The sequence below is a fragment of the Bacillus sp. A01H genome (genome assembly GCF_045277205.1).
Classification (GTDB): Bacteria; Bacillota; Bacilli; order Bacillales; family Bacillaceae_G; genus Bacillus_A; species Bacillus_A paranthracis.
Window position 1 is genome coordinate 4,309,809 of sequence record NZ_CP117702.1, and the last position, 25,196, is coordinate 4,335,004.

Sequence of the window (25,196 nt, forward strand, 5' to 3'; positions counted from 1 at the left end):
TTTATTCCCATCCTTTGTATATGTCTTTACTTAAATAGCGCTCACTACTATCAGGAAAAATCGTTACAATATTTGTACCTGGCGCCGCTTTCTCTGCTTCAAGTAAACTTGCATGAAATGCTGCTCCTGAAGAGCTCCCAACAAGAAGTCCTTCTTTTTGCGCTAATTCTTTCACTCGTAAAAATGCATTTTGATCAGAAATCGTATGAATTTCATCAAAATAAGATGTTTTCAAAAATGGCGGGATGAATTCAAGGCCAATCCCTTCTGTTTCATGTGAGCCAGCTTTACCACCATTTAAAATAGATCCTTCTGGTTCCACAATAACCGTTTTTATATCTACATTTTTTTCTTTTAAATAAGATGCAGTCCCCATAAACGTACCGCCAGTTCCTGCTCCAGCAACAAATATGTTAATCTCTCCATTAAGTGCCGACCAAAGTTCAGGTCCTAATGTTTTAAAATATGCACGAGGATTTGCCTCATTTGCGAACTGACTTGGAGAGTATGAATTCGGTATCTCATTTACTAACTCTTTTGCTTTTGCAATTGCACCGGTCATTCCTTGCTCAGTCGGCGTATGCACGACCGTTGCGCCTAGTGCTTTCATTAATTCTTGTTTTTCAATGCTAAATTTCTCTGGTACACAAACGATAACGTGTAAATCATGTTGTAACGCTGCGAGTGCCAGTCCAATACCAGTATTTCCAGCTGTCGGTTCAATAATTGTTCCGCCCTCTGTAACAAGCCCTTTTTCTAGCGCATCTTCGATTAATTCTCTTCCTAATCGGTCCTTAACGCTTCCGCCTGGGTTATAAAATTCAAGCTTTGCAAATAAACGGACCCCTTCTGGAAGTGAAAAACGAGTAATTTCCACAATTGGTGTATGACCAATTAACTCATGAACTCCACGATATACATTCATCGTGTTCTCCCCCTTATTTGCCAATAAAGAAAAGGCAACTGTATGTATTTTCTTTATATGAGACAGTTGCCTTTTTGTTACATTACTTTAACTCTTCTAATACTTTTACGATAAAGTTTGTAGAATGAAGAGCTGCTTGATCTAAAAATTGATCAAATGAAACATTTGATTCTTTACCAGCAATATCAGAAAGTGCACGAATGATAACAAACGGAACTTCATATTGGTGGCATACTTGTGCAACAGCTGCTGCTTCCATTTCTACTGCATAAAGGTTTTCAAATTTATCACGAATGGCTGCAACTCGGTTCGGATCACTCATAAATGAATCACCTGTTGCAATCATACCTTTTACAACTTGAATATTTTCTTCTGCCTGCATACATTTTTCAGCTAATGCAACTAATGCTTCATCAGCTTTAAATCCAGGCGGCATTCCTGGTACTTGACCATACTCATAGTTAAATGCTGTTACATCTACGTCATGGTGACGAACTTCTGTTGAAATAACGACATCCCCAACATTTAGAGAATGATGGAATCCACCAGCTGAACCAGTATTAATGACTTTTTCAGGCTTATATCTTTCTAATAAAATTGTCGTTGACATCGCTGCATTTACTTTACCAATACCAGACTTTAACAAGATTACTTCATGTCCTGCTAATTGCCCTTTCGTAAATTCACAACCCGCAACCGTTTCTGTTTCTGCTTGTTCTAATTTATCACGTAAAATACGTACTTCTTCTTCCATTGCTCCAATTACAGCAATTCTCAATCTAATCCCTCTTTCTATTGCTTAGTTGCCTCCATTACCCACACGAAATGATTTAATCTCGTAAACGTTACATGGAAGCCATTGTTTTCAAAAATAGTCTGCATAACTGGAATACGTGTATAGTATTCCGTTTGCAAATCGTTTGCTAACTGATGAAAACCTCTTTGTTTTGCTGCTTCAACAGTTTTATCATATGCATCTTGATCTGCAAATATCGTATCAGCAAACACTATTTTACCACCTTTGTTTAGCAATTGACTATACTTCGCAATCGCTACATTTTTTTCATCATCTGTTAAATGATGAAATGCATAGGTGCTTACTATGGTATCAATGGAATTCGGGACTTCAAACGAAAGAAAATCACCTTCTGTAATGGAAAACTCTTTTGGCAATTTCTCTTTTGCAATCATGCGCATTTCACGTGACGGTTCTATACCGTAAACTGTGCGGCCAGCAAGTAATAATTTATTTGTTAAATTACCTGTACCGACACCAAATTCTAATACGTTACCAAATGACTTGTTAACTACATCCTCTAGAATGTCCTCATAATGGGCGAAAACTTCTTTATATTGTATATCTTCGCCTTGTACAAATGAGTCGTACGTATGAGCCCACTCATCAAATAAACCATTAAATTCTGTACCCACAAAAATTCCCCTTTTTCTTATCGGTTTTATCAGTATGATATTCCCTCTTTCTAAAAATGTCAATTGAAATGTACATGGTATTTCCTTCTTTTCTTTGTTACACTATAGTTGATTACATAGGAGAGGGGCCGTCTTCATGTCATTTACCTTTGAAATGTTAGAAGATAAAGTAGAATTTTTTGAAGCGGGAGACTTAGCTTCTTTAGAACGTAAAATCAGTGAACAAATCGATAATAATAAAGCACTTATGCTTGAAGTTCATCACATCTCGCATCAAATAGTTATGGATCCTGAAAGTAAAAGACCATATTATAGCGCGGTTGTTCATTTTAAATTAAAGAAATTACGCTAACTAAAAAAGAGAAGCTCCTAAGGAGCTTCTCTTTTTTAGTTTAGAGTTTGAACAAGTACTGGTTTCCAGCCTTCATTGTCTACCCAATCAATATTTACATAATATCTTTTACCTGTTTGTTTATCTTGTACGTTACCGTAAGCTTTATTCTTACCGTTATTTCCGATTCGATGAATAATTAATTGCTCTACTGGAACGTCAATTGCAGCTGAAATCGCTTGATTCATCTCATTCCAATCTGCTGTACCTTTTTTAAACGTCATCGCAGGTGTTGCACCTTGCTCTGTGCCTACTGGCTTCCAAGAAGGTTTCGTATAAGCGTCAGTTGCCTTTGGCTGTGTTTTTTCAGCTGGTACTTTCTCGTTAGCTTTTGCTTCTTCTTCAGCTTTTTTCTGTTCTTCTTCAGCCTTTAGCTTCTCTTCTTCTTCTTTCTTCTTAGCCTCTGTTTTCTCTTGTTCATTCTTCTTCGTCTCTTCTTTGCCTTTAGCTTTCTCAGACTTATTCTCTTTCGTTGTTTGCTGAGCTACCTTTTTATCGCTAGAAGACGCTTGCTCTTTCGTGTCAGGAACAAACAATTGATATGCTACAATAGCTACTGCTACTAGTACAATAGCTATTGCAATATTTAAAACACCGTTTTGACGACGTTTTTGTTGTTTCTGTTGGAATCTAGATCCTCCTGCCATTCTTCAAACCTCCATGCAGTTTTTCATACTTGCTATTGTAACATTAAATCTAGAAAGGTTGAACATTTACAATAATATTTTCATGAAATGAAAACATTTTACTATGAATTGCAAGATTACTTTTCATTCTCTAATCGATAGATTGATTCTACAATAGATTTGAAAATAGGTGTAACTGCATTTACATCGCTATTCGTTTCTATATCCACGACAACTAAAGCATACCTTGGATTTTCATATGGAAAATAACCTGCAAACCATCGATTCTCTTTCCTTCCTTTTCCTGTTTGTGCTGTCCCAGATTTTCCAGCGACACTTAGTGGTAACGACTTGAATGCTGCTCCTGTGCCTTTCTCCGTTGTTACAACGCTCCTTAATAACTGTTGTAATGTTTTCACTGTTTCATATGAAAGCTGTTTCCCACCTAATGTATGGTCTTCAAATGTATAAAAATCCGTTCCATTTTTGTACATTATTTTTTCAACAGCTTTCACTTCCATCTTTTCTCCCCCTCTAGCAATCGTCGCCATCATATTTGCAATCGCTAGAGGTGACATACGTACATCTTTCTGTCCAATTGCTGTTTGCGCTACCGCTTTTTTACTATACTTATTTCCTTCACTCCCCCAAATCGTAACACTTTTCTCCTCTGGCATTTGCTCAAAATGAGTTGTATGAAATACAGAGCCTCTCCATCCAACCTTCTCAGCGCCTCCTAAAGCCTCTACATAAGTTTCTAACACCATCTTATCCTTTTGTATTAGCTCATTTCCTAACTCTGAAAATGTCCTGTTACAGCTTCTAGCAAAGCTCTCTTTAAAACTAAGTGTCCCCATCCTAACTTGTGGGTGATCTTCACCATATAAATCTTTATTACAATTAAATGCGCGATTAAAAACATTTTTATTTTGATCAATCACTGCCGCTGCAACTATTGTTTTAAAAACAGAACCGGGAAAATGTGGTGTTAACATTTGATTTTCAAGTGTAGTTTTATATAGACTCTCATCTTTCACCTGTACAGATGGTTTGCTAACCATTGCTAAAATTTCATTTTTCTTTACATCAAGTAGCACTACTCCTCCCTTCTTAATTTCACTTGCTTCAACTACTTCTTCTGCTTTTTTCTGTAACTCGTTATGTAAAGTAGTTTGAATCGTCACTGGATAAAACGGATTTCCAGGCGATGTATATTTCGCTTGTTTTCCAAAAATCGGTTCTCCTTGCCGGTCCACTTGATACAATACTTTTGCCTCTCCATCGGTCAAAAGAAATTCATCAAATGATTGCTGCAATCCTGAAATGCCAATCGGTGTTTGTTTTGAAATTTTTCTAACTTCTCCGTATCGTTTTTGAAATTCTCGTTCATTCTCACCCACATCACCAATTAAATGATTCACCACGCTAGTTTGCCGCAAACGAACTTCAGCTGCTACAATGCCTAATACATTTAATTGATTCACCTTCTCCATCTGCTCTCGTTCCAAGCGAAGTGGTTCATTTCCTCTTTGCAGGATAAATGCACTTTTCTTATGTTTCATTTGACTTTCAATCTCTTGTCTCGACATACCAATGATATGCGCAATTTTCTCCAACATGTTATTTTTTAATTGTAGAAATGGAAAAACAATTAAAACAGGATACTTTTTCTCACCTATCTCCTTACCATTACGATCTATAAAATGGCCGCGTCCATCATCTACCGTAATGGATTGCGTCCGTTGTGTAACACTTTTTTCAATTAAGTTAATCTTACGATCCGTAAATGATTCCGTATCGATAATTTGTATTTGAATTAAACGACAAAGTAACATAAACATGACACATATAAAACAAATTAAAACAATTGTAATTCTCCGTTTTATTTCCATAAAAAAACACCTCGTCTAGTATAGTTTGGACGGAGTGTTTCATCTTTTATACAAATAAAAAAATCACTCGCTTTTACACGAGTGATTTTTAATTATTTTACAGAGATAATCTCTACTTGCATTTCTCCACCTGGAGTTTGGATTGCTACCTTCTCGCCAATTTGCTTACCTAATAAGCTTTTTGCGATTGGAGAATCGTTAGAAATTCTTCCTTCAAATGGATCTGCTTCTGCGCTACCTACGATTGTGTAAGCTTCTTCATCTCCATCTGGTAGTTCTTTAAATGTTACTGTTTTACCTAATGTAACAACTGTAGATTCTTCACCGTTATCTGTGATGATAACTGCGTTACGAATCATGTTTTCTAATTGTGTAATACGTCCTTCTACGAACGCTTGCTCATCTTTCGCTGCATCATACTCAGAGTTCTCAGAAAGATCTCCGAAGCTACGTGCAATCTTAATGCGCTCTACAACTTCTTTACGTTTTACCGTTTTTAAATCCTCAAGTTCATTCTCTAGCTTTTGCTTACCCTCTTGCGTCATAGGGTATGTTTTTTCTGTTGCCATATTTTCCACTCCTTTTATATACCAATCCCCCGAAAAAAAGAGGAGTTCCATATGAAAACTCCCCCGCTTATATGTAAAGCGGAGGTTTCTAGCACGCCTGTACTAGCGGAGTTGTCACATACAACCCCGTATTCCCAATTCTTCTTTATATAAAGAAGATATGTATGGAAAGTTGATATAAATATGCCCTCACCTATATATAGATGAGGTTGCATGTTTCATTGTATTCGATAGGAAGGGAAAAAATCCCTTCCTACCGTATATCTTTTACTATGCTATTACAAATTTACTTTTTGTTCAAGAATTGTTGCAATTTTTGTAACCATAATATCAATTGCAACGTGGTTTTGTCCACCTTCAGGGATAATAATATCCGCAAATTTCTTAGAAGGCTCAATAAATTGATTGTGCATTGGACGTACAACATTTACATATTGATCAATAACTGAATCCATCGTACGACCACGTTCTTTAATATCACGCTGCATGCGGCGCAGGATACGAAGGTCAGCATCTGTATCAACGAATAACTTAATGTCCATTAACTCACAAAGACGTGGGTCTTCTAAAATAAGAATTCCTTCTAAAATGATTACATCTTTCGGCTCAACTGGAATAATTTCATCTGAACGCGTATGCAATGTATAGTCATATACAGGTTTCTCTACTTGTTTATATGCAAGCAACTGCTGCAAATGTTCAATTAACAAATCATTATCAAACGCTAATGGATGATCATAATTTGTTTTTAAACGTTCTTCCATTGGTAAATGGCTTTGATCTTTGTAATAATAATCTTGCTCTAAGATTAAAATGGAATGACCTTTAAAATGGTCAAAAATCGCTTTCGTTACACTTGTCTTACCTGACCCTGAACCACCAGCAATTCCAATTACAACAGGCTTATTCGTCCCCATTCGACTATCACTCTTTCTTATTGAAGTATGCTTTTGCGCATCATATTATTCACATACACTGGTTGATCCACTTTGAATTTCACGATCTGCAACGGATGTCTCGCTGCATCTAATTCGTTTCCATCCTCATCCCAAATTTTCTCCACCGTCTGCGTAAAGTTTTCTATTTCTGGTCCAAAGAACTCCACTTCATGTCCTGGTTTGAAATGATTACGTTGCTCAATCGTTACGATGCCCGTTTCTTCATTATAATCTAACACTAAACCAGCGAAATCATACGTTGTTTTCTTACTATGATTTCCAAACATTTGCTCTTGATGTCCTGGAACCCCTTCAAAGAATGCAGGAGCTGTATCACGATTTGCACATTTATCAAGCTCATCTAACCATTCTTGTTTAAACTCAAAGTTATCAGGATCCGCACAATATGCATCAATTACTTTACGATATACTGTCGCTACAGTAGCTACGTAATGGATTGATTTCATACGTCCTTCAACTTTTAAGCTATCAATTCCAATTTCAATCATTTTCGGAATTGATAAAATTAAATTTAAGTCTTTTGGACTCATTGCAAAGTGAGCATCTTCTTCTTGGAATAGAGGAAGCTCTTTTGCATCTTTATGTTGTGATACTGTTTGAACTAAATCATAGTCCCAGCGACAAGATTGACAACAACCACCACGGTTAGAGTCACGCGCTGTCATATGGTTACTTAGCGTACATCTTCCTGAATATGCGATACACATTGCACCATGGACGAATGCTTCAATTTCAATATCCACTTTTTCTTTAATCTCTTTCATTTCTTCATAGCTTGCTTCACGAGCTAATACAAGACGATGTAAACCTTCTTCTTTCCAATACTGTGCTGCTTTCCAGTTGGATAGTGATTGCTGTGTGCTTAAATGCACCTCAACAGAAGGCGCTACACGTTTACAAGTCTCAATGATAAGCGGATCAGCAACGATAATTCCCGTTACGCCAGCTTTTTCAATCCCTTTTAAATATTCCTCTAGCCCGTCCATATTTTCATTATGTGCAAAGATATTTGTTGTTACATATATTTTTGCTCCATATTTCTTTGCAAATTCCACACCTTCTGCCATTTCTTCCAGTGTAAAGTTACCTGCATTCGAACGAAGACCAAATTCTTGTCCACCTAAATATACAGCATCTGCCCCGTAATGGATAGCTACTTTTAATTTTTCTAAGTTACCCGCAGGGATTAACAGTTCAGGTTTCTTCACAATAACGCGTTTGCCATCGATCACTCGTGAAATTTCTTGTACAGTCATTTCCTACACCCTCCTCGTTTAGTAAACCGTCTCTTTAAAGAAGAATCCTGTATCTAACGGACGATTCACCGGTTGCATTTCTTCTATCTCTTTATATAAGTCGTCTTTCACGTCGTAATACGCATCACGATCTTCTACACATAAATCAATTGCTTTACGATATTTCTTCGTTACCTCAATAATGTATGCAGAGCTTTTTAGTACACCATCAACTTTTAAGCTATCAATTTCAGCATCAATTAGCTCTTCTAACTCATCGATGAAACAAATATCATTTGGACTCATAATGTGAGTACCATTTTCATCTTCATAAATTGGATATTTATTGTTACGCTCTGGGTCATATAAGAACATATTCTCTTCATATTTTTTCTTTTCAATGTCAAGATGACGTCCTTGATACTCAAAGTAGTTTCCTACTAACGAACGCTTCGACTGGAACATACAAGTCATACCGTGAATTTGCACTTCAAGTTCCACTTCAGCATTTTCTTTTAATTCAACAATTTCATCTAAGCTAAGCTCGCGAGCTAATACAGCACGTTTTGCTCCTCTTTGTCCCCAGTAGTTACAAGTAAACCAGTTTGTTGCTGTTGTTTCTGTATTCCAGTGCAATTGCATATTTGGCGCTACTTCGCGAACCGCCATTAATACTGCTGGATCTCCGAAAACAATTGCATCTACATGTACTTCGTTTAAAAATGCAACATAGTCTGTTAATTCTTCTACTTTATCGTTGTGGAACATAGCGTTCATTGCTACGTATACTTTTACACCATTTTCATGTGCAATCTTCACAGCTTGTTTCACATCTTCACGTGAAAATTCCCCTGCTAAACGTAAACCAAACTTTTGCTCACCGATCATTACCGCATCTGCTCCTGCTTTCGCAAGAGGTTCGATATCCGCCACTGCTTTTGGTGTTACTAACAATTCTGGTTTCTTCATACCTTGGTCACCCTTTCTTTTTACTAACAGCTACTCCATCACCAATTGGGAAAATCGTTGTATCATATCCTTCATGGTTCATAAGCCATTCATTGTACGTCTTAATACGACGGATTAAACCACGTGTACGTCTGTTTTCAATTTTCTCTTTCGTCGTTACAAGGCCATGGTACATAACATTATCTGAAATAATTACGCCACCAGGATTTAATAACGGTTCATATAAGTCAAAAAAGCGACGATATTGTCCTTTTGCTGCGTCAATAAAAATAACGTCAAATGTTCCATGTTCTTCTACTTGCTCGCCTGTTTCTAACGCATCACCGTAAATAACTGAAATACGTTCTTTAACTGGTGAACGTTCTATATATTCAAGTGCTTTTTCATATCGATCGCGATTGCGCTCAACTGTCACAATGCGAGAATTTGGAATAGCTTGCATCATACGAATACTAGAATAGCCAATTGCTGTACCTAGCTCTAAAATGCTCTTCGGTCCAATTAAACGTAAAAATTGCAACATAAATTCCATTCCAAGTCGATCCATAATTGGCACATGATTTTCTTTCGCATAGTCTTCCATTTCAAGAATTAATTTATCTTTCGGATCAATAAATGATAATAGGTACTCGTTAACTGCATCCTCCATAATGGTCCTCCTTATTTACATGGAGAAGTGCCTCTATGACGTCTTTTCACACATAGAATGCAATAAAAATACAAGCCAGCTTTATCCTTAGCTTGTACGTCCCGTTTTGATATTAAAAACGATTCTTCTGCCAGTTTTTAACCCGATATATTTTACCACAAAAAAGAGGGATGTGCGACCTTTTTCGCTATCCCTCCCCATTTCACTGCTTTTTCGTAATATATTTTTGCTTTAGTGCATTATGCTCTTCCAATGTTTTCGCATAGTACACTTCACCAGTTGGTGCAGCTAAGAAATAATAATAATCTGTTTGCGCAGGCTCTAGCGCTGCTTCCACTGAATGTTTACCAGAGTTTGCAATCGGGCCCACCGGCAATCCTTTCACAACGTACGTATTGTACGGTGAGTTTATCTTTAAATCTTCGTATAATACACGTTGTTTATGCTTTCCAAGTGCATATAATACCGTTGGATCCGTTTGAAGCGGCATACCTTTTGCTAAACGATTATAAAAGACACTAGAGATCTTTTGACGATCTGTAAAGCCTGTTGCCTCTTCTTCAATAAGTGAAGACAATGTTAAAAGCTGATGCACATCCCAGTTTTTCGCTTTCATTTTTGCTTCGTTTTGAACAATGATTGCATTCGTTTTCTCAAGCATTTGGATAACAATTTCTTCCAAAGTTATATCTTTTTTATAGAAAGAGTACGTCGCAGGATATAAATAACCTTCTAATGGATATTTAATATTGCTATCAAAGATTTTATCCGTTAACAGCTTGGGATACTTTTGCTGCATTTTTTGAATAAATGCTTTATCGTTTAATTGACGTACAACATCATCTTTATTCCACTTTAATTCGTTTGCAACCGTTTCTGCAATTTCAGTTACTTGTGCACCTTCTTTTACCGTCACTTTATAAAGAGTTGGACGATGTACATTACCAGATGACATTTGCTCAATAACATCTTTTGCACTCATTGAAGGATTTAATAAATATGTACCCGCTTGTAAATTTTTAGATTTAGCCTTTGTATAAAAACTAAAAACTGTACCGTTTTTCACAGCACCTTTTTCTTCTAAAATCTCACCAATTTTACTAGTAGATGATCCCTTTGGAATTTCTACTTCAATCTCTTTTTTATTCCCGCTATCAACCGGTCCTAATGCGGATGAAATATACGCATAGACTGAACCACAAACTAAAAGCAGTGCAATTATCGAGAATAAAAAAATGCGTCTACGCTTCTTTTTCACTTGATTCTCTACCAAAACTCTTCCTCCTTATTCAATTGTAGGCCATATGTACATCTTTCTATACAAAACGATGAAAAATCACAATAAACTTACCTATCATTTTGACAGATACTTTATTTTTCTACAATCCGTCTCATTATACTACAAAGGATTACGCAGTTTCGACAAAAAATCTTTCATTTTACATATAAAAAAAGGTGGACTATATATCGTCCACCTTTTCAGTACTTATTATTCAGCTTCTTGCTCATCAGCTAGAGTGTTGAACATTTCTTGTACCATTTCCCACTCTTCTTCAGATTCGATTGGAAGTAAAGTTCCGCCCTCTTCTTCATTTTGCTCATAAGCCATTGCATCGTAAATTTGGTCTCCATCTTCGTCTACTTCACCGATTGGAGAGAAGACTACGTATGATTTTTTGCCAAATTTTTCAGCGTCAAAAGTGAAAATAATTTCACATAAATGTTCGTTACCTTTTTCGTCTACAATTGTAATTTGATTTTCTTCCATTTTGGTCACCTCTTATTTACTATCTAAAAATCCTTGTAAGATTACGACTGCAGCCATCTTATCAATTACTTGCTTTCGCTTCTTACGGCTTACATCGGCTGAAATGAGTAGACGTTCCGCTGCCATCGTTGACAAACGCTCGTCCCACATTACAACGTCTAATTGTAACAGCTCTCGTAGGTTTTCTACAAATTGTTGGCACGCTTCACCACGCGGGCCAATTGTACCATTCATATTTTTAGGTAAACCTACTACTATCTTGTCCACATCATACTGCTTTACTAACTCAGAAATACGATCAAAACCAAAGTGACCTCGTTCTTCGTTAATCTTAATTGTTTCTAACCCTTGTGCTGTCCAGCCCATTTCGTCGCTAATTGCAACTCCGACTGTTTTTGTACCTACATCTAAACCTAATATCCGCATAAACTACTCCTCACGATGATGTTTCAAGTAAGACTTCACAAGCTCTTCAATTAATTCATCACGTTCAAGCTTACGAATGATGCTACGTGCATCTTTATGGCGAGGTATGTATGCTGGATCTCCACTTAATAAATAACCGACGATTTGGTTAATCGGATTATAGCCTTTTTCTTGAAGTGCATCATACACAGTTAAAAGTACATCATTTACATGGACACTCTGTTTTTCATCTTGAATGCTAAACTTCATTGTTTTATCAAAACCGTCCATTTCAAGCACCTCACTTATATAGTAAGTATAGGGAGAAGAACTTCTCCTCTCCCTACCATTGTACACTACTATCTCTTTATTTTGAAACAGATTTAACGTACTCTTGTACAAATGCTAAAGCTTCCTCAACTTGCGCTGGGTTTTTACCGCCCGCTTGTGCCATATCAGGACGGCCACCACCGCCACCGCCACAACGAGAAGCTACTTCTTTCACAAGTTTACCAGCATGGTAACCTTGGCTAATTAAATCTTTCGTTACGCCAGCTAAGATGTTTACTTTGTCATCATTTACAGACGCTAATACGACAACCGCAGATTCTAATTTATTTTTCAGATCATCCATCATCGTACGTAAGTTATTCATATCTGCAACATTTACTTTCGCTGCTAATACGTTCACGCCATCAACTGTCATTACAGAATCAGTTAAGTTTCCAGCTTCGATATTGCTTAATTTCGCAGCAAGAGATTCATTTTCTTTTTGCAATTGTTTCACTTCAGCAAATAGACCATCAACTCTTGTTAAAATGTCTTTTGGATTTGTTTTCATTTTTCCAGCTGCTTCTTTTAATAAACCTACTTGATCGTTCATTAATTCATAAGCAGACTTACCAGTTACTGCTTCAATACGACGAGTTCCTGCACCGATACCAGACTCAGCAACGATTTTGAAAATACCGATAGAAGCTGTGTTATCAACGTGACAACCACCGCAAAGCTCTAAGCTATAGTCGCCAACTTGTACAACGCGTACAACATCTCCGTATTTTTCACCGAATAATGCCATTGCGCCCATTTCTTTCGCTTCTTCGATTGCTTTTTGAGAAATCTCAACATCAATACTTTCCCAAATTTTCTCGTTTACCATACGCTCAATTTTTTCTAATTCGTCAGTTTGTACTTGACCGAAGTGAGAGAAGTCAAAGCGTAGACGTTCAGAAGTTACAAGAGAACCTGCTTGGTTAACATGTGTTCCAAGTACGTCTTTTAATGCTTGGTGTAGTAAGTGAGTTGCTGTATGGTTCTTCACAACGCTACTACGGTTTTTCGTATCGATAATAGCTTTTACAGCCGCATCTTTCGTTAATGTACCTTCTTCAACTACAACTTTGTGCAAGTTTTGGCCGTTTGGTGCTTTTTGTACGTCTTTTACAAGAACTTTCACGCCATCAGCAAGAAGATAACCACAGTCTGCAATTTGTCCACCGCTCTCAGCATAGAATGGTGTTACATCAAGCATTAATTGTCCTTCTTCACCAACTTGTAAGCTGTCTGTGTATTCACCGTTTTTCACAAGTGCAACAACATTACTTTCTGTTGCAACTGTACCGTAACCAACGAACTCGCTCGCTACTTTCACTTCTCCAAGGACACCGCCTTGAACTTGCATAGAATCAACATCTTGACGAGCAGCACGTGCGCGCTCACGTTGTTTTTCCATTTCATTTTCAAAACCTTCATGATCAACAGTCATACCAGCTTCTTCGGCATATTCTTCTGTTAATTCAATTGGGAAACCGTATGTGTCATATAGACGGAACGCATCTACTCCAGAAATAACCGTTGTTTTTTCTTCTTTAGCTTTTGCGATAACTTCAGCTAAAATTGCTTCACCATCATGAAGTGTTTCGTGGAAACGCTCTTCTTCATTTTTCACAACTTTTGCAATGAAATCTTTCTTTTCAAGTACTTCTGGATAGAAGTCTTTCATTACTTCTCCAACAACCGGTACTAATTCAAACATGAATGGACGGTTGATGTTTAATTTCTTCGAATAACGAACCGCACGACGTAATAAACGACGTAATACATAACCACGGCCTTCGTTAGATGGAAGAGCACCGTCACCAACAGCGAATGTTACTGTACGGATATGGTCAGCGATTACTTTAAACGCCATATCTTTTTCTAAGTCACCATTACGATATTTCTCACCAGAGATTGTTTCTGTTGCACCAATCATCGGCATGAATAAGTCTGTGTCAAAGTTTGTAGGCACATCTTGAACGATAGATGTCATACGCTCTAGACCCATCCCTGTATCGATGTTTTTCTTAGGAAGTGGTGTATATGAACCGTCTGGATTATGGTTAAATTGAGAGAATACAAGGTTCCATACTTCTAAGTAACGCTCATTTTCTCCACCTGGATATAATTCCGGGTCACTAAAGTCATTACCGTACGCTTCTCCGCGGTCATAGAAAATCTCTGTATTCGGTCCACTTGGTCCTTCACCGATATCCCAGAAGTTCTCTTCTAAGCGGATGATGCGCTCTTTTGGAACACCCATTTTCTCATTCCAAATTGTGAATGCTTCTTCATCTTCTGGATGAATTGTAACGGATAGTAATTCTTTATCGAATCCGATCCATTTGTCGCTCGTTAAAAATTCCCAAGCCCATGTAATTGCTTCTTCTTTGAAGTAATCACCGATTGAGAAGTTTCCTAACATTTCAAAGAATGTATGGTGACGAGCTGTTTTCCCTACGTTTTCAATATCGTTTGTACGAATTGATTTTTGAGCATTTGTAATACGTGGATTTTGCGGGATTACACGTCCATCAAAATATTTTTTTAATGTTGCTACACCACTGTTAATCCATAGAAGAGATGGATCTTCATGTGGAACTAGTGATGCACTAGGTTCTACTGCATGTCCTTTTTCTTGGAAAAAGTCTAAAAACATTTGACGAATTTGTGCGCCTGTTAGTTGTTTCATTGTATTTTCCTCCTTAAATATAAAAAACTCCCGCCCCTATAAAAGGGACGAGAGTTAACTCGCGATACCACCCTAATTATGAATTGATTGCTATACGAATCAATTCATCACCTCATGGTGCCGTAACGTGGCAAGACGGCAGTGATTAGCTGCTCTCAGGATTAGCTTTCTGTTACCCTTCATTTAAAGCTTCTTTCAGCCATATGGAAGCTTCTCTCTATAAATGGACTGTAACGTACTTGTTCCGTCATTGATTTAATGTATTATATGACTAAATATAATAGAATTCTCTTAAGTTTGTCAATGTAGATAATCATTTATATTATATCAATTACTTATTAATCATAGCTATTCTACTATTCATTCTTAACAGCCTTTTCATATATTATGCATGTATTAACAAATTGTACTACTCCCACGCACTTTTCTGAATATTTTATTTTTGTTATAATTAAATTATTAATAATAAAGGAGCGATTATAATGACAACCTTATTGAACAAAGCTAAAAATATGTTAACGACTGATGAAACAATATTGTTTTACGTAGCCTGTTCACTAGACATATTTATTTATCGTTCCGTCGCAAGGCCAGGATTGCTAATTTTAACAGACAAACGGCTCTTCTTTTATGGACCAGATGTAAGTAAGAACCCTTTATTTGAAGAGTACGCTTTCGCAAAAATTTCAAATTTAAAAGAACAAAAGCGGCTTTTCAGCAATCAAATTGTATTTATGTATGATAATGAATGGAAAAAAATAAAACATATTCAAACAAATGATGTAAGCTCTCTCGTTCAAAAAATAAACGAGCAACTCTCTAAATAATGATAGCCCTCTACTTTTATAAGTAGAGGGCCTTCCTATTACACATCTTCTTTTTTCCAAAGGGGCCTTACATGAACGATCACTGTGCGAATGACCGCTAAAACAGGAACTGATATTAATAACCCTACAATTCCTGCCACTTCTCCCCCAACTAGTAGTGCAAGCATAATAATGACAGGATGCATGCGAAGCGACTTACCAACGATGTAAGGGGATAAAATGTTACTTTCTACGAATTGCAAAATAGCAATCGTAATCCCCGCTTTAATGAGTAAACTTGTTGATACCGTTGCTGCAATCATCAACGCTGGAATCGCTCCTAAAATAGGGCCAAAGTATGGGATTATATCTGTTATCCCGATGATGATGCCAAGTAATAATGGATATTTCATACCGATAAACCAAAAAGAAAGAACCGATACTCCTCCTAATACTAAACAAACGAATAACTGTCCGCGAATATAACTTCCAAGTGACTTATCAATTTCTTTCGCCAACATTTGCCCCGTACTACGCCACTTACTCGGGACTAGTTTCCAAAAGATATGATAAAACTCGCCGTAATCTTTTAATATGTAAAATACAATGAACGGAATTAAGAAAATAATGAGTAACGAATCTAGTACACCACGAGCTGTGCTCATCACTTTATTTAAAAGTGCTTGTATCTTCGTCTCTACTCCGACAAAAATTTGTTTCACCTTTTCATGAATAAATGACGGGAAATTCGCTGTTTGTTCTGTAACACCATCCATCCAAGAATCATACATTTTTGTAAACTGCGGGAATTGTTCATTGATTTCTTGTAATTGCTTAATCACAACCGGCGTTCCTTTATAAATTCCATAACCAATCCCGCCAAAGAAAAGGATGTAAATAAGCAAAATAGCGAGTGTACGCGGCATCCCTTCCTTATGAATTTTTTCAATTAAAGGATGCAATAAATACGCAATGAAACATGCAATAAGAAACGGTGTAATGGCCACTTTACATACAAAAATAATCGGTGCCCATAGCGGCTTAATTTTTAAAAAGACGAGCAAACAAAGAAAAACAAGTAACAATAACCCTAAACGATATATCCAAATGATTTTAAGATTCTTCACACGAAAAACCTCCTCCACCTTTATTTTGAAAATAAATAGGGTAGGTTATGTGCAAAAGTTTTAAAATCTTTTCGTGCAGACCATACTGTTTTGTAACGACGTACATATACATAACATAACAAGGACAACCACCCCTGAGAATGCAGCGTAAAACAATTTAATCAGGAGGGCTCATAATGGTTTTATTTATGCTCATATTATCTGCACTTTTTATGATTCTTGAATGGATTTGTATCGGGTTTGGTATTTGGAAAGGCTTCTTTATTCGTTCCTCACGAAAGGAAAAAGCGAAGCAATTATTTCATTACGGAATGCTTGGCGTTGGATGTTACGGCCTATCTTATCTCTTCTCTGAAATTGGACTTTTATATTTGCATACAAGTGCATAAAAAAACTCCCTTATCATGAAGGGAGTTTTTTACGCTTATAAATAAGATTTAATCATCTTACGTGCTTTTTTCATATTACGTTTTGAAAATACATCTTGTTTGCGAGCATATTGATATGCTGCCGCTCCAACACCTAATGCGATTAATGAATTGCGTAGATTCAAAGTAAATCCCCCTTTTCGTTATCCGATCGTTCTTTCATTCTCATCAAATAAATCATCAAGAGAACTTAACGAACCATCTTCTTCTACTTGATGCGTATGGATTTTCCCCTTTGAAACCGATAATTCGATATAACAATTCCAGCAATAAAATTGGTTGACACCTATTTTTCCAATGTCTTTCCCTTTGCAATTTGGACAAATAAACATATGGCGTTCATCTCCTTACAGTCTCCCGGATTCTATTCGCCATTATGTCCAAACTGCATTCATTTATACATTGCTGGAGCCTTTCAACGTTATACGTTTGAAAGTTTCACTATATAATTTTACCTTTTTACATGAAATCATACGGTGAAATGTTTTCCACGTCCATTTCTTCGCCATTAACCGTTACCATCTGTACTTCTCCTTGTGATTCTTGCAATCGGCTAGCTAAAGTCGTTTGACGCATTGCATCATCAAGGCGATTTACACCAGACTGAAAAGCAGCTTCCTCCCCGCAAATAATAAGGAACTTCTTACTTCTTGTAATACCAGTATAAATTAAATTACGACGTAACATACGATTATAACTTTTTACTATCGGCATAATTACAATCGGAAACTCACTACCTTGCGATTTATGAATGGAACAACAATACGCATGTGTAATTTGATTTAAATCTGGTTTTGTATATGTTACCTCAATTCCATCAAATGAAACGATAATCATATCTTGTTGCTCAACGTTTTCTTTCGCATAAAACACCGAAACAATTTCTCCGATATCACCATTAAAAACTTGACTCTCCGGCTGATTAACGAGTTGCAAGACTTTATCGCCTCTTCGGTATACAACATCACCGTAAGCAATTTCTTTACTCTTTTCCCTTTTCGGATTAAACACTTCTTGCAACGCTTCGTTTAGTACATTAATACCCGCCGGTCCACGATACATCGGGGCCAATACTTGTACATCTCTTGCGCTAAACCCTTTTGTCTTCGCATTCTCACAAACCTTCTTAACAACCTCAACAATTTGAGCTCCTGTACAACCGATAAATGAACGATCTTTTTGGTTTTGCGCTAAATCTGGTGGGAGCATTCCATTTTTTATCGCATGGGCAAGTTGAATTACTGATGAACCTTCCGCTTGACGATAAATCTCAGTAAGCTTTACTGTTGGAACTGCACCTGCATTCAATAAATCTTTTAATACTTGTCCAGGTCCTACAGATGGTAATTGATCTTCATCGCCTACAACGATAACTTGAATGTTAGTCGGCAATGACTTAAACAGCTGATTTGCAAGCCAAATATCAACCATTGAAAATTCATCAATAATGAGTAATTTCCCTTGTACCGGATCTGTTTCATTCCGTTGGAAAGACCCTTCGGGCGTCCAGCCAAGTAAACGGTGAATTGTACAAGCTGGAAGCCCTGTTGATTCACTCATTCGCTTCGCTGCCCTTCCTGTTGGAGCCGTTAATAATATCGGAAATGGATTATCATCACTATATTCATTCGGATTTAACGATAGCCCGTGAAGTGACGCATACATTTCAACAATTCCTTTAATAACTGTTGTTTTCCCTGTTCCTGGTCCACCTGTCAATAACATCATCGGTTTATGAAGTGCCGTTTGAATTGCTTCTTGCTGAAACGGTGCATATTGTACGTTCAGTTGTTCTTCAATTTCACCTAATGTTTTTAACACTTCTGCCTCTGGAAATGAAGGTGTTTCTTCTTGATTCATAAGCCTGCGAATGGACTTTACAACACCTTTTTCAGAGTAGAATAACGTTGCTAAATACACTCGCTCTTCTTCTATGATGACTTTCCCTTCACTTTGCATCGTTTCAATACAGCCTACAATATCTTCCTCAGTCACTCTTCCTTCTTGATTGTTTAAAAGTGACATCGTTTCTCTTACAAGTTGGTCTTTCCTCATATAGACGTGACCAAGTTGTAATGAGACATTCTCTAACGTGTAAAAACATCCTGCGCGTACACGGTCGTCGTGATTACCCGATATCCCTAACGCACGCCCTATATCATCCGCTCTTCCAAAACCAATTCCGTCCACTTCTTCAATAAGTTGGTACGGGTTATTACGAATTACTTCTAATGTCATCTCTTTATATTGCTGATAAATCTTAATAGAAAGCTTCGTTCCAAAACCGTAGCCATTTAAAAAGCTCATTACTTTCTCTAGCCCTTGATGTTCAACAATTGTCTCATAAATTTCTTGTGCTTTTTGCTTGTTGACAACACCATTTAAAGCCTCAGGATCATCCATAATTTTAGAAATAGCATGTTCTCCGAGATGATCTACAATTTTTTCAGCTGTACGCTTTCCTATCCCTTTAAATAAATCACTCGCTAAATATTGCACCATACCGGCTTTCGTTTGCGGCAATTCTTTCTTAAACGTTTCAACTAAATATTGTTTCCCATACTTCGGATGGTCTTTAAAATGACCTGTCAACGTAAACACTTCATCTTCATGCATGCGGGGAAAATGACCGTTTATCATCACTTTTTTTTCGTCGTACGTTTCATTCGTTTCAATGACTTTCATACTGACAACGGAATAGAGGTTTTCTTCGTTGTGGAAAATGGTATGAAGAACTTGCGCTTTTATAAACTTTTTCTCTTCCTCAAACAAATCCATTGCATGTTGATTTCCCATCTTTCCTCTCCTTTCCGGTTTCGTTTCACTTTAATGAGCAGTACATCCCCCACCTATTTAGATGAGGGATAACTACTCATTAACTATATTTTCATCTTATTCAGCTTCTTGCTCTAATAAACGAACACCATTACCCGCTAAAAAGTGATCTGGCTGAATTTCAGTTGCTTTCTTAAATAAAGCAAGAGCTTTCTCGTTATTATCTTCAAATACGTATGCAACACCTAAATTATAATACGCATCTGCATGCTCTTCATCCATTTCTAATACCTTTTCAAAATAAGGTTTCGCCTCTTGAATATGTTCTAGTCGTGCAAAGCAAAGTCCGCACTGGAACAAAGCTTCTACATCGTTTTCATCTAATTCTGTTGCTCTTTGTAAAAACGGCAGTGCAAGACGATCATTTCCAAGTTGCACATGTGTAATACCTAACATAAACGTTACATCAGCTGATTGTAATCCAGCTTGCATCGCTTGTTCAAATACAGCTTTCGCCTCTGCAAATTGCTCTTGACCGTAATATACGTTTCCTAATCCATAATAAGCAGCCGCAGATTTATCATCTAACTCCAATGCACGTTTATAAAATAAAATTGCTCTCTCACTGTCACCTAGTACATCTAATAAGTTTGCAAAATTAATATATCCAAGCGCATCTTTCGGATTTTCTTCGATTGCTTCTGTGAAATTTTTAGCAGCTTCTTCCCAGTTTCCTTCTTGCATATATTGAATACCTGTTTCAAGTTTGTTTGACATGTCCTTCACCTCTACAACAAATTATAACAAAGAATGTATTTTCCAAGCGAACGAAAATTCGCCTTATGTAAAAGAAACCTCTAACCGCGAATCGGTAGAGGCTTCTCTTTTATCCTAAATAATCCAATTTCTTACCGCTACGGTACACTTCATCAATTGTAGCACCGCCTAAACACTCATCTCCATCATAGAAAACAACTGCTTGTCCTGGTGTAATTGCACGAATTGGCTCGTCACAAAGAATACGAACTGTATTTTCATCAACGATTTGAACCGTTACTTTATTGTCTTCTTGACGATAACGGAATTTCGCTGTGCACTTAAATTCTTTCTCTTTCGCTTTATTACTTACCCAGCCAACATTTGTAGCAATAACTTCGTCGCCATATAGAAGTTCGTTATGGAATCCTTGATCAACATATAAAATGTTTTCTTTCAAGTTTTTCCCAACAGCAAACCACGGATCACCGTTACCACCAATACCAAGGCCATGACGTTGTCCAATTGTGTAGTACATTAAACCGTCATGCTTTCCTTTCACTTCGCCAGATAACGTTTGCATCACACCTGGTTGTGCTGGTAAATAGTTACTTAAGAAATCTTTAAAGTTACGCTCACCAATGAAGCAAATACCAGTACTATCTTTCTTCGCCGCTGTCGCTAAACCAGCTTCTTTCGCCATTTCACGAATTTGTGGTTTCTTCAGTTCACCAAGCGGGAACATTGTTTTTGATAATTGCTCTTGGCTTAATTGATTTAAGAAATACGTTTGGTCTTTATTGTCATCAACGCCGCGAAGCATTTTATATTCGCCGTCCATATAAGCAACGCGTGCATAATGACCTGTCGCTACATAATCAGCACCGAGCGCAATGGCATGCTCTAAAAATGCTTTAAATTTAATTTCTTTATTACACATTACATCTGGGTTTGGTGTACGACCAGCTCGGTATTCATCTAAGAAGTACGTAAATACTTTATCCCAGTATTGTTTTTCAAAGTTTACTGCATAATACGGAATACCAATTTGGTTACACACTTCAATTACATCATTGTAATCTTCTGTTGCTGTGCAGACACCATTCTCATCTGTATCATCCCAGTTTTTCATAAAAATTCCGATTACATCATAACCTTGCTCTTTTAATAAAAGAGCCGCTACAGATGAATCGACGCCACCGGACATCCCGATGACAACGCGTGTTTCGTGAGGTAGTTTGTTCATCATGTCACCTCCCATGCTAATTTTGTGTTAATCGCTTCACGATTTTCACTGTTTCGTACGCCGCTTTCTCAACTTGCTCTTTCGTATTTCCAAGTCCGAAACTAAAACGTACGGATGAACGTATTTGATCGGAGTCTTTTCCGAACATCGCCACTAATACATGTGATGGATCAATCGAACCAGCTGTACAAGCCGAACCACTTGATACTGCAATGCCAGCTAAGTCTAAGTTCACAAGGAACGGTTCAATGTTCATTCCTGTAAAACTAATATTAAGCACATGTGGTAATCGATATTCTAAGTTTCCGTTTACCTCGAAAGTAATGTCTTCATTTTTGAAGACAGATACCATTATATCTTTAAACTCTTCATATTGGGCATTTTTTTGCTCACGAGTTTTTTCAGCTAGCAAAATTGCATGTTGCAACCCAACGATGCTCGGCACATTTTCCGTACCAGCACGGCGTTTTCTTTCTTGCTCCCCGCCTATTAATAACGGTTCAAATTTCACATTTGCACCAGCGTATAAGAACCCGACACCTTTTGGCCCGTTAATTTTATGAGCCGAAATTGATAATAAATCAATACAAAACTCTTTCACATCAATTTCTACTAAACCGTAAGCTTGTACCGCATCTGTATGGAAATAAGCTTGATGCTCTTTTAGCAGCTTACCTATTTCCGCAATTGGTTGCATCGTCCCAACTTCATTATTCCCAAACATAATAGATACAAGAATTGTCTCTTCTGTTAATGCCTTTTGTATGTCAGAAACTTGAACGCGTCCTGTTTCATCAACAGGTAAATATGTCACTTCAAATCCTTCACGCTCTAACAATTCACACGTATGCAAAATTGCATGATGTTCAATTTGTGTCGTTATAATATGGTTACCTTTATGACGGTTCGCACGCGCTACACCGATAAGCGCTAAATTATCAGCTTCCGTACCACCGCTCGTAAATATAATTTCATTCGGATTCGCATGAATGCTACGTGCACATGCGCGTCTCGCCTCATCTACTGCATGGCGCGTTTGACGTCCATAAAAGTGAATACTAGACGGGTTTCCGAATGTTTCTGTCATATATGGAATCATCTTTTCGACCACTTCTGGGTGAGTCGGAGATGTCGCAGCATGATCTAAGTAAATGCGTTCCATTAAATCTCCTTCTTTCCAAATCGTTTCACAAGGAATTAAATGTAAAACATATAGCCCCCGTGATTTTCTTCCTCATAACGTACTAAATCTTCTAATGTTGTACTATCTAACACTTCTTGCACCGCATCACGAACACGCATCCATAATTGGCGTTGTGCTGGTTCTTCTTCTTCTATCATTTCTACAACACTAATCGGACCCTCTAATACACGGATTACATCCCCAGCTGTAATATTAGCCGGCTGATCTGATAATACATATCCGCCATATGCCCCGCGTGTACTCTTTACTAGACGCGCGTTACGAAGTGGTGAAATTAATTGCTCTAAGTAATGCTCAGATAAGTCATGTGCCTGCGCAATTGATTTTAATGAAATCGGACCTTCACCAAACTTTTTTGCAAGATCGATCATAATTGTTAAGCCGTAGCGGCCTTTCGTTGAAATCTTCATCTATTTTGCACCTCTTTTCAAATTTTCACTTCTATTGGTTATATCTTATTTGTAAAAGAACACAATTTAAAATCCTATGAAATTATAGCATAATATAGTATTATAAGAAATTTCAACTTGTGTATCAAAATGATAACATAAAATCACATTGAAAAACTCGGAAATTATTACAATTGAAAGAAAAATGAAAATATTCATATTCATTTTTCCCACAAAACAGCATCCTATTTCAAATTCCACTAAAAAAAATGATACGATAGAAAGAGATTATACATTAAGGGAGACGGTAAAAATGAAACAACCACTCGCACATCGAATGCGCCCTACAAATATTCAAGAAATTATCGGACAACAACATTTAGTTGGTGAAGGAAAAATTTTATGGCGAATGGTCCAAGCAAATCATTTTCAATCTATGATTTTATATGGCCCTCCAGGCACTGGAAAAACATCCATCGCGAGCGCAATTGCAGGAAGTACCGGAACCCCTTTTCGCCTATTAAACGCTGTTACTCATAATAAAAAAGATATGGAAGTTGTCGTACAAGAGGCAAAGATGCATCGACACCTCGTTTTAATTTTAGATGAAGTACACCGTCTAGATAAAGCAAAACAGGATTTTTTATTACCCCATTTAGAAAGTGGACTCCTTACTTTAATTGGTGCAACGACGAGTAATCCGTTCCATGCTATTAATTCTGCTATTCGAAGTCGTTGTCAAATCTTTGAATTACACGCATTAACAGAAGATGATCTTTTAATTGGATTAAAACGAGCACTTGAAGATAAAGAAAAAGGTCTTGGAGAATATGATGTAACTGTTACACCTGAGGCATTACATCACTTTGCAAATGCATCAGGCGGAGATATGCGTTCCGCTTATAATGCACTGGAACTAGCTGTTTTATCTAGCTTTACAACTGATGACAAAGCTGCGGAAATTACGCTAGAAATCGCCGAAGAATGCTTACAAAAAAAGAGCTTCGTTCATGACAAAGGCGGAGATGCTCATTATGACGTATTATCGGCATTTCAAAAATCGGTGCGCGGAAGCGATGTAAATGCAGCACTTCATTATTTAGCACGTCTTATTGAAGCTGGCGACTTGCAAAGCATCGGCAGACGTCTTCTTATTATGGCATATGAGGATATTGGACTTGCTAGCCCGCAAGCTGGACCGCGTACGCTAGCAGCTATAGAATCAGCGGAACGAGTTGGATTCCCAGAAGCACGCATACCACTTGCAAATGCCGTTATTGAGCTTTGCCTATCACCAAAATCAAACTCAGCTTATAAAGCACTTGACGCTGCCTTACACGATTTACGGAACGGTCAAACAGGCGATATTCCAAGTCATTTAAAAGATAGTCATTACAAAGGCGCAGAGGCACTTGGAAGAGGCATTGGATACTTATATCCACACGACCATCCAAATGGTTGGGTACCGCAACAATACTTACCTGATAAAATAAAAAACAAACAATATTATAAACCGAAAACGACAGGGAAATTTGAGCAAGCACTTTCTACTGTATATGAAAGATTACAAAGTTCGAATAAAACGAAAAATAAAGGGTAACATAAGCGAAAACGTCACCATTATGGAGGCTTCGCT

Annotated in this window: 27 protein-coding genes and 1 other annotated feature; of the genes, 4 read left to right on the plus strand and 23 right to left on the minus strand. The window is 37.3% G+C overall.

The window, feature by feature from the left end; genetic code table 11:
• Position 1: 1 nt before the first annotated feature.
• The 3 genes from PSR14_RS22825 to PSR14_RS22835 all read right to left on the minus strand — a co-directional run bounded on the left by PSR14_RS22825 (position 2) and on the right by PSR14_RS22835 (position 2,356).
• A complete protein-coding gene (locus PSR14_RS22825; protein ID WP_001103856.1) occupies positions 2–925 on the minus strand; it encodes an O-acetylserine dependent cystathionine beta-synthase in 924 nt (307 codons plus the stop codon).
• A gap of 82 nt (positions 926–1,007) precedes the next feature.
• Positions 1,008–1,703, minus strand: a complete 696-nt coding sequence (gene mtnN, locus PSR14_RS22830) for a 5'-methylthioadenosine/S-adenosylhomocysteine nucleosidase (RefSeq protein WP_001217039.1) — start codon at positions 1,701–1,703, stop codon at positions 1,008–1,010.
• A gap of 14 nt (positions 1,704–1,717) precedes the next feature.
• Positions 1,718–2,356, minus strand: a complete 639-nt coding sequence (locus tag PSR14_RS22835; protein ID WP_000536319.1) for a class I SAM-dependent methyltransferase — start codon at positions 2,354–2,356, stop codon at positions 1,718–1,720.
• Between the two features lie 136 nt (positions 2,357–2,492).
• On the opposite strand from PSR14_RS22835, the gene PSR14_RS22840 reads away from it, so the two are divergent.
• Positions 2,493–2,708: a YrzA family protein gene (locus tag PSR14_RS22840; RefSeq protein ID WP_098487092.1), complete on the plus strand. Its 216-nt coding sequence runs from the start codon at positions 2,493–2,495 to the stop codon at positions 2,706–2,708.
• Positions 2,709–2,743: 35 nt separating this feature from the next.
• On the opposite strand, the gene PSR14_RS22845 is transcribed toward PSR14_RS22840, so the two are convergent.
• The 12 genes from PSR14_RS22845 to alaS form a co-directional block, all read right to left on the minus strand.
• Positions 2,744–3,394, minus strand: a complete 651-nt coding sequence (locus PSR14_RS22845; protein WP_000897107.1) for a YrrS family protein — start codon at positions 3,392–3,394, stop codon at positions 2,744–2,746.
• Between the two features lie 116 nt (positions 3,395–3,510).
• The gene (locus tag PSR14_RS22850; RefSeq protein ID WP_113732911.1) at positions 3,511–5,265 is read right to left on the minus strand and encodes a penicillin-binding protein 2; all 1,755 of its coding nucleotides are present in this window, start codon (positions 5,263–5,265) and stop codon (positions 3,511–3,513) included.
• Between the two features lie 92 nt (positions 5,266–5,357).
• Positions 5,358–5,834: a transcription elongation factor GreA gene (gene greA, locus PSR14_RS22855; RefSeq protein ID WP_000179963.1), complete on the minus strand. Its 477-nt coding sequence runs from the start codon at positions 5,832–5,834 to the stop codon at positions 5,358–5,360.
• Between the two features lie 278 nt (positions 5,835–6,112).
• The gene (gene udk / locus PSR14_RS22860; protein WP_000537087.1) at positions 6,113–6,751 is read right to left on the minus strand and encodes a uridine kinase; all 639 of its coding nucleotides are present in this window, start codon (positions 6,749–6,751) and stop codon (positions 6,113–6,115) included.
• A 17-nt stretch (positions 6,752–6,768) separates the two neighbouring features.
• On the minus strand, positions 6,769–8,049 hold the full coding sequence (locus PSR14_RS22865) for a U32 family peptidase (RefSeq protein ID WP_000217969.1): 1,281 nt from the start codon (positions 8,047–8,049) through the stop codon (positions 6,769–6,771).
• Between the two features lie 18 nt (positions 8,050–8,067).
• Entirely contained in the window at positions 8,068–8,997 is a 930-nt protein-coding gene (locus PSR14_RS22870; RefSeq protein ID WP_000742781.1) for a peptidase U32 family protein, read from the minus strand.
• A 7-nt stretch (positions 8,998–9,004) separates the two neighbouring features.
• Positions 9,005–9,646, minus strand: a complete 642-nt coding sequence (locus PSR14_RS22875; protein ID WP_000389089.1) for an O-methyltransferase — start codon at positions 9,644–9,646, stop codon at positions 9,005–9,007.
• Between the two features lie 202 nt (positions 9,647–9,848).
• Entirely contained in the window at positions 9,849–10,919 is a 1,071-nt protein-coding gene (gene mltG, locus PSR14_RS22880; protein WP_061185422.1) for an endolytic transglycosylase MltG, read from the minus strand.
• 216 nt (positions 10,920–11,135) lie between these two features.
• Positions 11,136–11,414 carry a DUF1292 domain-containing protein gene (locus tag PSR14_RS22885; RefSeq protein WP_000392247.1) on the minus strand — a complete coding sequence of 93 codons (279 nt, stop codon included), beginning with the start codon at positions 11,412–11,414 and terminating at the stop codon, positions 11,136–11,138.
• A 12-nt stretch (positions 11,415–11,426) separates the two neighbouring features.
• A complete protein-coding gene (gene ruvX / locus PSR14_RS22890) occupies positions 11,427–11,840 on the minus strand; it encodes a Holliday junction resolvase RuvX (protein WP_098487094.1) in 414 nt (137 codons plus the stop codon).
• Positions 11,841–11,843: 3 nt separating this feature from the next.
• On the minus strand, positions 11,844–12,110 hold the full coding sequence (locus PSR14_RS22895; RefSeq protein WP_000348590.1) for an IreB family regulatory phosphoprotein: 267 nt from the start codon (positions 12,108–12,110) through the stop codon (positions 11,844–11,846).
• Positions 12,111–12,186: 76 nt separating this feature from the next.
• Positions 12,187–14,829, minus strand: coding sequence for an alanine--tRNA ligase (gene alaS / locus PSR14_RS22900; RefSeq protein WP_098487095.1), 2,643 nt, complete (start codon positions 14,827–14,829; stop codon positions 12,187–12,189).
• A gap of 40 nt (positions 14,830–14,869) precedes the next feature.
• Positions 14,870–15,089: a binding site (T-box leader), on the minus strand.
• Positions 15,090–15,311: 222 nt separating this feature from the next.
• Here alaS and PSR14_RS22905 point away from each other — a divergent pair.
• A complete protein-coding gene (locus PSR14_RS22905) occupies positions 15,312–15,656 on the plus strand; it encodes a PH domain-containing protein (RefSeq protein WP_000209473.1) in 345 nt (114 codons plus the stop codon).
• A 38-nt stretch (positions 15,657–15,694) separates the two neighbouring features.
• Here the strand turns inward: PSR14_RS22905 and PSR14_RS22910 are convergent, their stop codons facing one another.
• A complete protein-coding gene (locus PSR14_RS22910) occupies positions 15,695–16,762 on the minus strand; it encodes an AI-2E family transporter (protein ID WP_000793118.1) in 1,068 nt (355 codons plus the stop codon).
• Between the two features lie 176 nt (positions 16,763–16,938).
• Between PSR14_RS22910 and PSR14_RS22915 the strand changes: the two genes are divergently transcribed.
• Complete coding sequence (locus tag PSR14_RS22915) at positions 16,939–17,151, plus strand: hypothetical protein (protein ID WP_000242543.1); 213 nt, start codon at positions 16,939–16,941, stop codon at positions 17,149–17,151.
• A gap of 35 nt (positions 17,152–17,186) precedes the next feature.
• On the opposite strand, the gene PSR14_RS22920 is transcribed toward PSR14_RS22915, so the two are convergent.
• The 7 genes from PSR14_RS22920 to cymR all read right to left on the minus strand — a co-directional run bounded on the left by PSR14_RS22920 (position 17,187) and on the right by cymR (position 23,581).
• Entirely contained in the window at positions 17,187–17,315 is a 129-nt protein-coding gene (locus PSR14_RS22920; protein WP_001053553.1) for a YrzQ family protein, read from the minus strand.
• Positions 17,316–17,333: 18 nt separating this feature from the next.
• The gene (locus PSR14_RS22925) at positions 17,334–17,522 is read right to left on the minus strand and encodes a hypothetical protein (RefSeq protein ID WP_000469281.1); all 189 of its coding nucleotides are present in this window, start codon (positions 17,520–17,522) and stop codon (positions 17,334–17,336) included.
• 127 nt (positions 17,523–17,649) lie between these two features.
• The gene (locus PSR14_RS22930; protein ID WP_098487096.1) at positions 17,650–19,986 is read right to left on the minus strand and encodes an ATP-dependent RecD-like DNA helicase; all 2,337 of its coding nucleotides are present in this window, start codon (positions 19,984–19,986) and stop codon (positions 17,650–17,652) included.
• A 96-nt stretch (positions 19,987–20,082) separates the two neighbouring features.
• Positions 20,083–20,742 (minus strand): tetratricopeptide repeat protein, encoded by a 660-nt coding sequence (locus PSR14_RS22935; protein ID WP_000066390.1) that lies wholly within the window; start codon positions 20,740–20,742, stop codon positions 20,083–20,085.
• A gap of 109 nt (positions 20,743–20,851) precedes the next feature.
• On the minus strand, positions 20,852–21,967 hold the full coding sequence (mnmA, locus tag PSR14_RS22940; protein WP_001038008.1) for a tRNA 2-thiouridine(34) synthase MnmA: 1,116 nt from the start codon (positions 21,965–21,967) through the stop codon (positions 20,852–20,854).
• Between the two features lie 16 nt (positions 21,968–21,983).
• Complete coding sequence (locus tag PSR14_RS22945; RefSeq protein ID WP_000439903.1) at positions 21,984–23,129, minus strand: cysteine desulfurase family protein; 1,146 nt, start codon at positions 23,127–23,129, stop codon at positions 21,984–21,986.
• Between the two features lie 35 nt (positions 23,130–23,164).
• On the minus strand, positions 23,165–23,581 hold the full coding sequence (gene cymR / locus PSR14_RS22950; RefSeq protein WP_000704116.1) for a cysteine metabolism transcriptional regulator CymR: 417 nt from the start codon (positions 23,579–23,581) through the stop codon (positions 23,165–23,167).
• 292 nt (positions 23,582–23,873) lie between these two features.
• Between cymR and PSR14_RS22955 the strand changes: the two genes are divergently transcribed.
• Complete coding sequence (locus tag PSR14_RS22955) at positions 23,874–25,160, plus strand: replication-associated recombination protein A (RefSeq protein WP_000812931.1); 1,287 nt, start codon at positions 23,874–23,876, stop codon at positions 25,158–25,160.
• Positions 25,161–25,196 lie beyond the last annotated feature (36 nt).

Coding starts and splice junctions, on each gene's coding strand:
- PSR14_RS22825 (WP_001103856.1), bottom strand. CDS start 925: ATGAATGTATATCGTGGAGTTCATGAGTTAATTGGTCATACACCAATT.
- PSR14_RS22840 (WP_098487092.1), top strand. CDS start 2,493: ATGTCATTTACCTTTGAAATGTTAGAAGATAAAGTAGAATTTTTTGAA.
- PSR14_RS22845 (WP_000897107.1), bottom strand. CDS start 3,394: ATGGCAGGAGGATCTAGATTCCAACAGAAACAACAAAAACGTCGTCAA.
- PSR14_RS22850 (WP_113732911.1), bottom strand. CDS start 5,265: ATGGAAATAAAACGGAGAATTACAATTGTTTTAATTTGTTTTATATGT.
- greA (WP_000179963.1), bottom strand. CDS start 5,834: ATGGCAACAGAAAAAACATACCCTATGACGCAAGAGGGTAAGCAAAAG.
- udk (WP_000537087.1), bottom strand. CDS start 6,751: ATGGGGACGAATAAGCCTGTTGTAATTGGAATTGCTGGTGGTTCAGGG.
- PSR14_RS22865 (WP_000217969.1), bottom strand. CDS start 8,049: ATGACTGTACAAGAAATTTCACGAGTGATCGATGGCAAACGCGTTATT.
- PSR14_RS22870 (WP_000742781.1), bottom strand. CDS start 8,997: ATGAAGAAACCAGAATTGTTAGTAACACCAAAAGCAGTGGCGGATATC.
- PSR14_RS22875 (WP_000389089.1), bottom strand. CDS start 9,646: ATGGAGGATGCAGTTAACGAGTACCTATTATCATTTATTGATCCGAAA.
- PSR14_RS22885 (WP_000392247.1), bottom strand. CDS start 11,414: ATGGAAGAAAATCAAATTACAATTGTAGACGAAAAAGGTAACGAACAT.
- ruvX (WP_098487094.1), bottom strand. CDS start 11,840: ATGCGGATATTAGGTTTAGATGTAGGTACAAAAACAGTCGGAGTTGCA.
- PSR14_RS22895 (WP_000348590.1), bottom strand. CDS start 12,110: ATGGACGGTTTTGATAAAACAATGAAGTTTAGCATTCAAGATGAAAAA.
- alaS (WP_098487095.1), bottom strand. CDS start 14,829: ATGAAACAACTAACAGGCGCACAAATTCGTCAAATGTTTTTAGACTTT.
- PSR14_RS22905 (WP_000209473.1), top strand. CDS start 15,312: ATGACAACCTTATTGAACAAAGCTAAAAATATGTTAACGACTGATGAA.
- PSR14_RS22915 (WP_000242543.1), top strand. CDS start 16,939: ATGGTTTTATTTATGCTCATATTATCTGCACTTTTTATGATTCTTGAA.
- PSR14_RS22925 (WP_000469281.1), bottom strand. CDS start 17,522: ATGTTTATTTGTCCAAATTGCAAAGGGAAAGACATTGGAAAAATAGGT.
- PSR14_RS22930 (WP_098487096.1), bottom strand. CDS start 19,986: ATGGGAAATCAACATGCAATGGATTTGTTTGAGGAAGAGAAAAAGTTT.
- PSR14_RS22935 (WP_000066390.1), bottom strand. CDS start 20,742: ATGTCAAACAAACTTGAAACAGGTATTCAATATATGCAAGAAGGAAAC.
- mnmA (WP_001038008.1), bottom strand. CDS start 21,967: ATGAACAAACTACCTCACGAAACACGCGTTGTCATCGGGATGTCCGGT.
- PSR14_RS22945 (WP_000439903.1), bottom strand. CDS start 23,129: ATGGAACGCATTTACTTAGATCATGCTGCGACATCTCCGACTCACCCA.
- cymR (WP_000704116.1), bottom strand. CDS start 23,581: ATGAAGATTTCAACGAAAGGCCGCTACGGCTTAACAATTATGATCGAT.
- PSR14_RS22955 (WP_000812931.1), top strand. CDS start 23,874: ATGAAACAACCACTCGCACATCGAATGCGCCCTACAAATATTCAAGAA.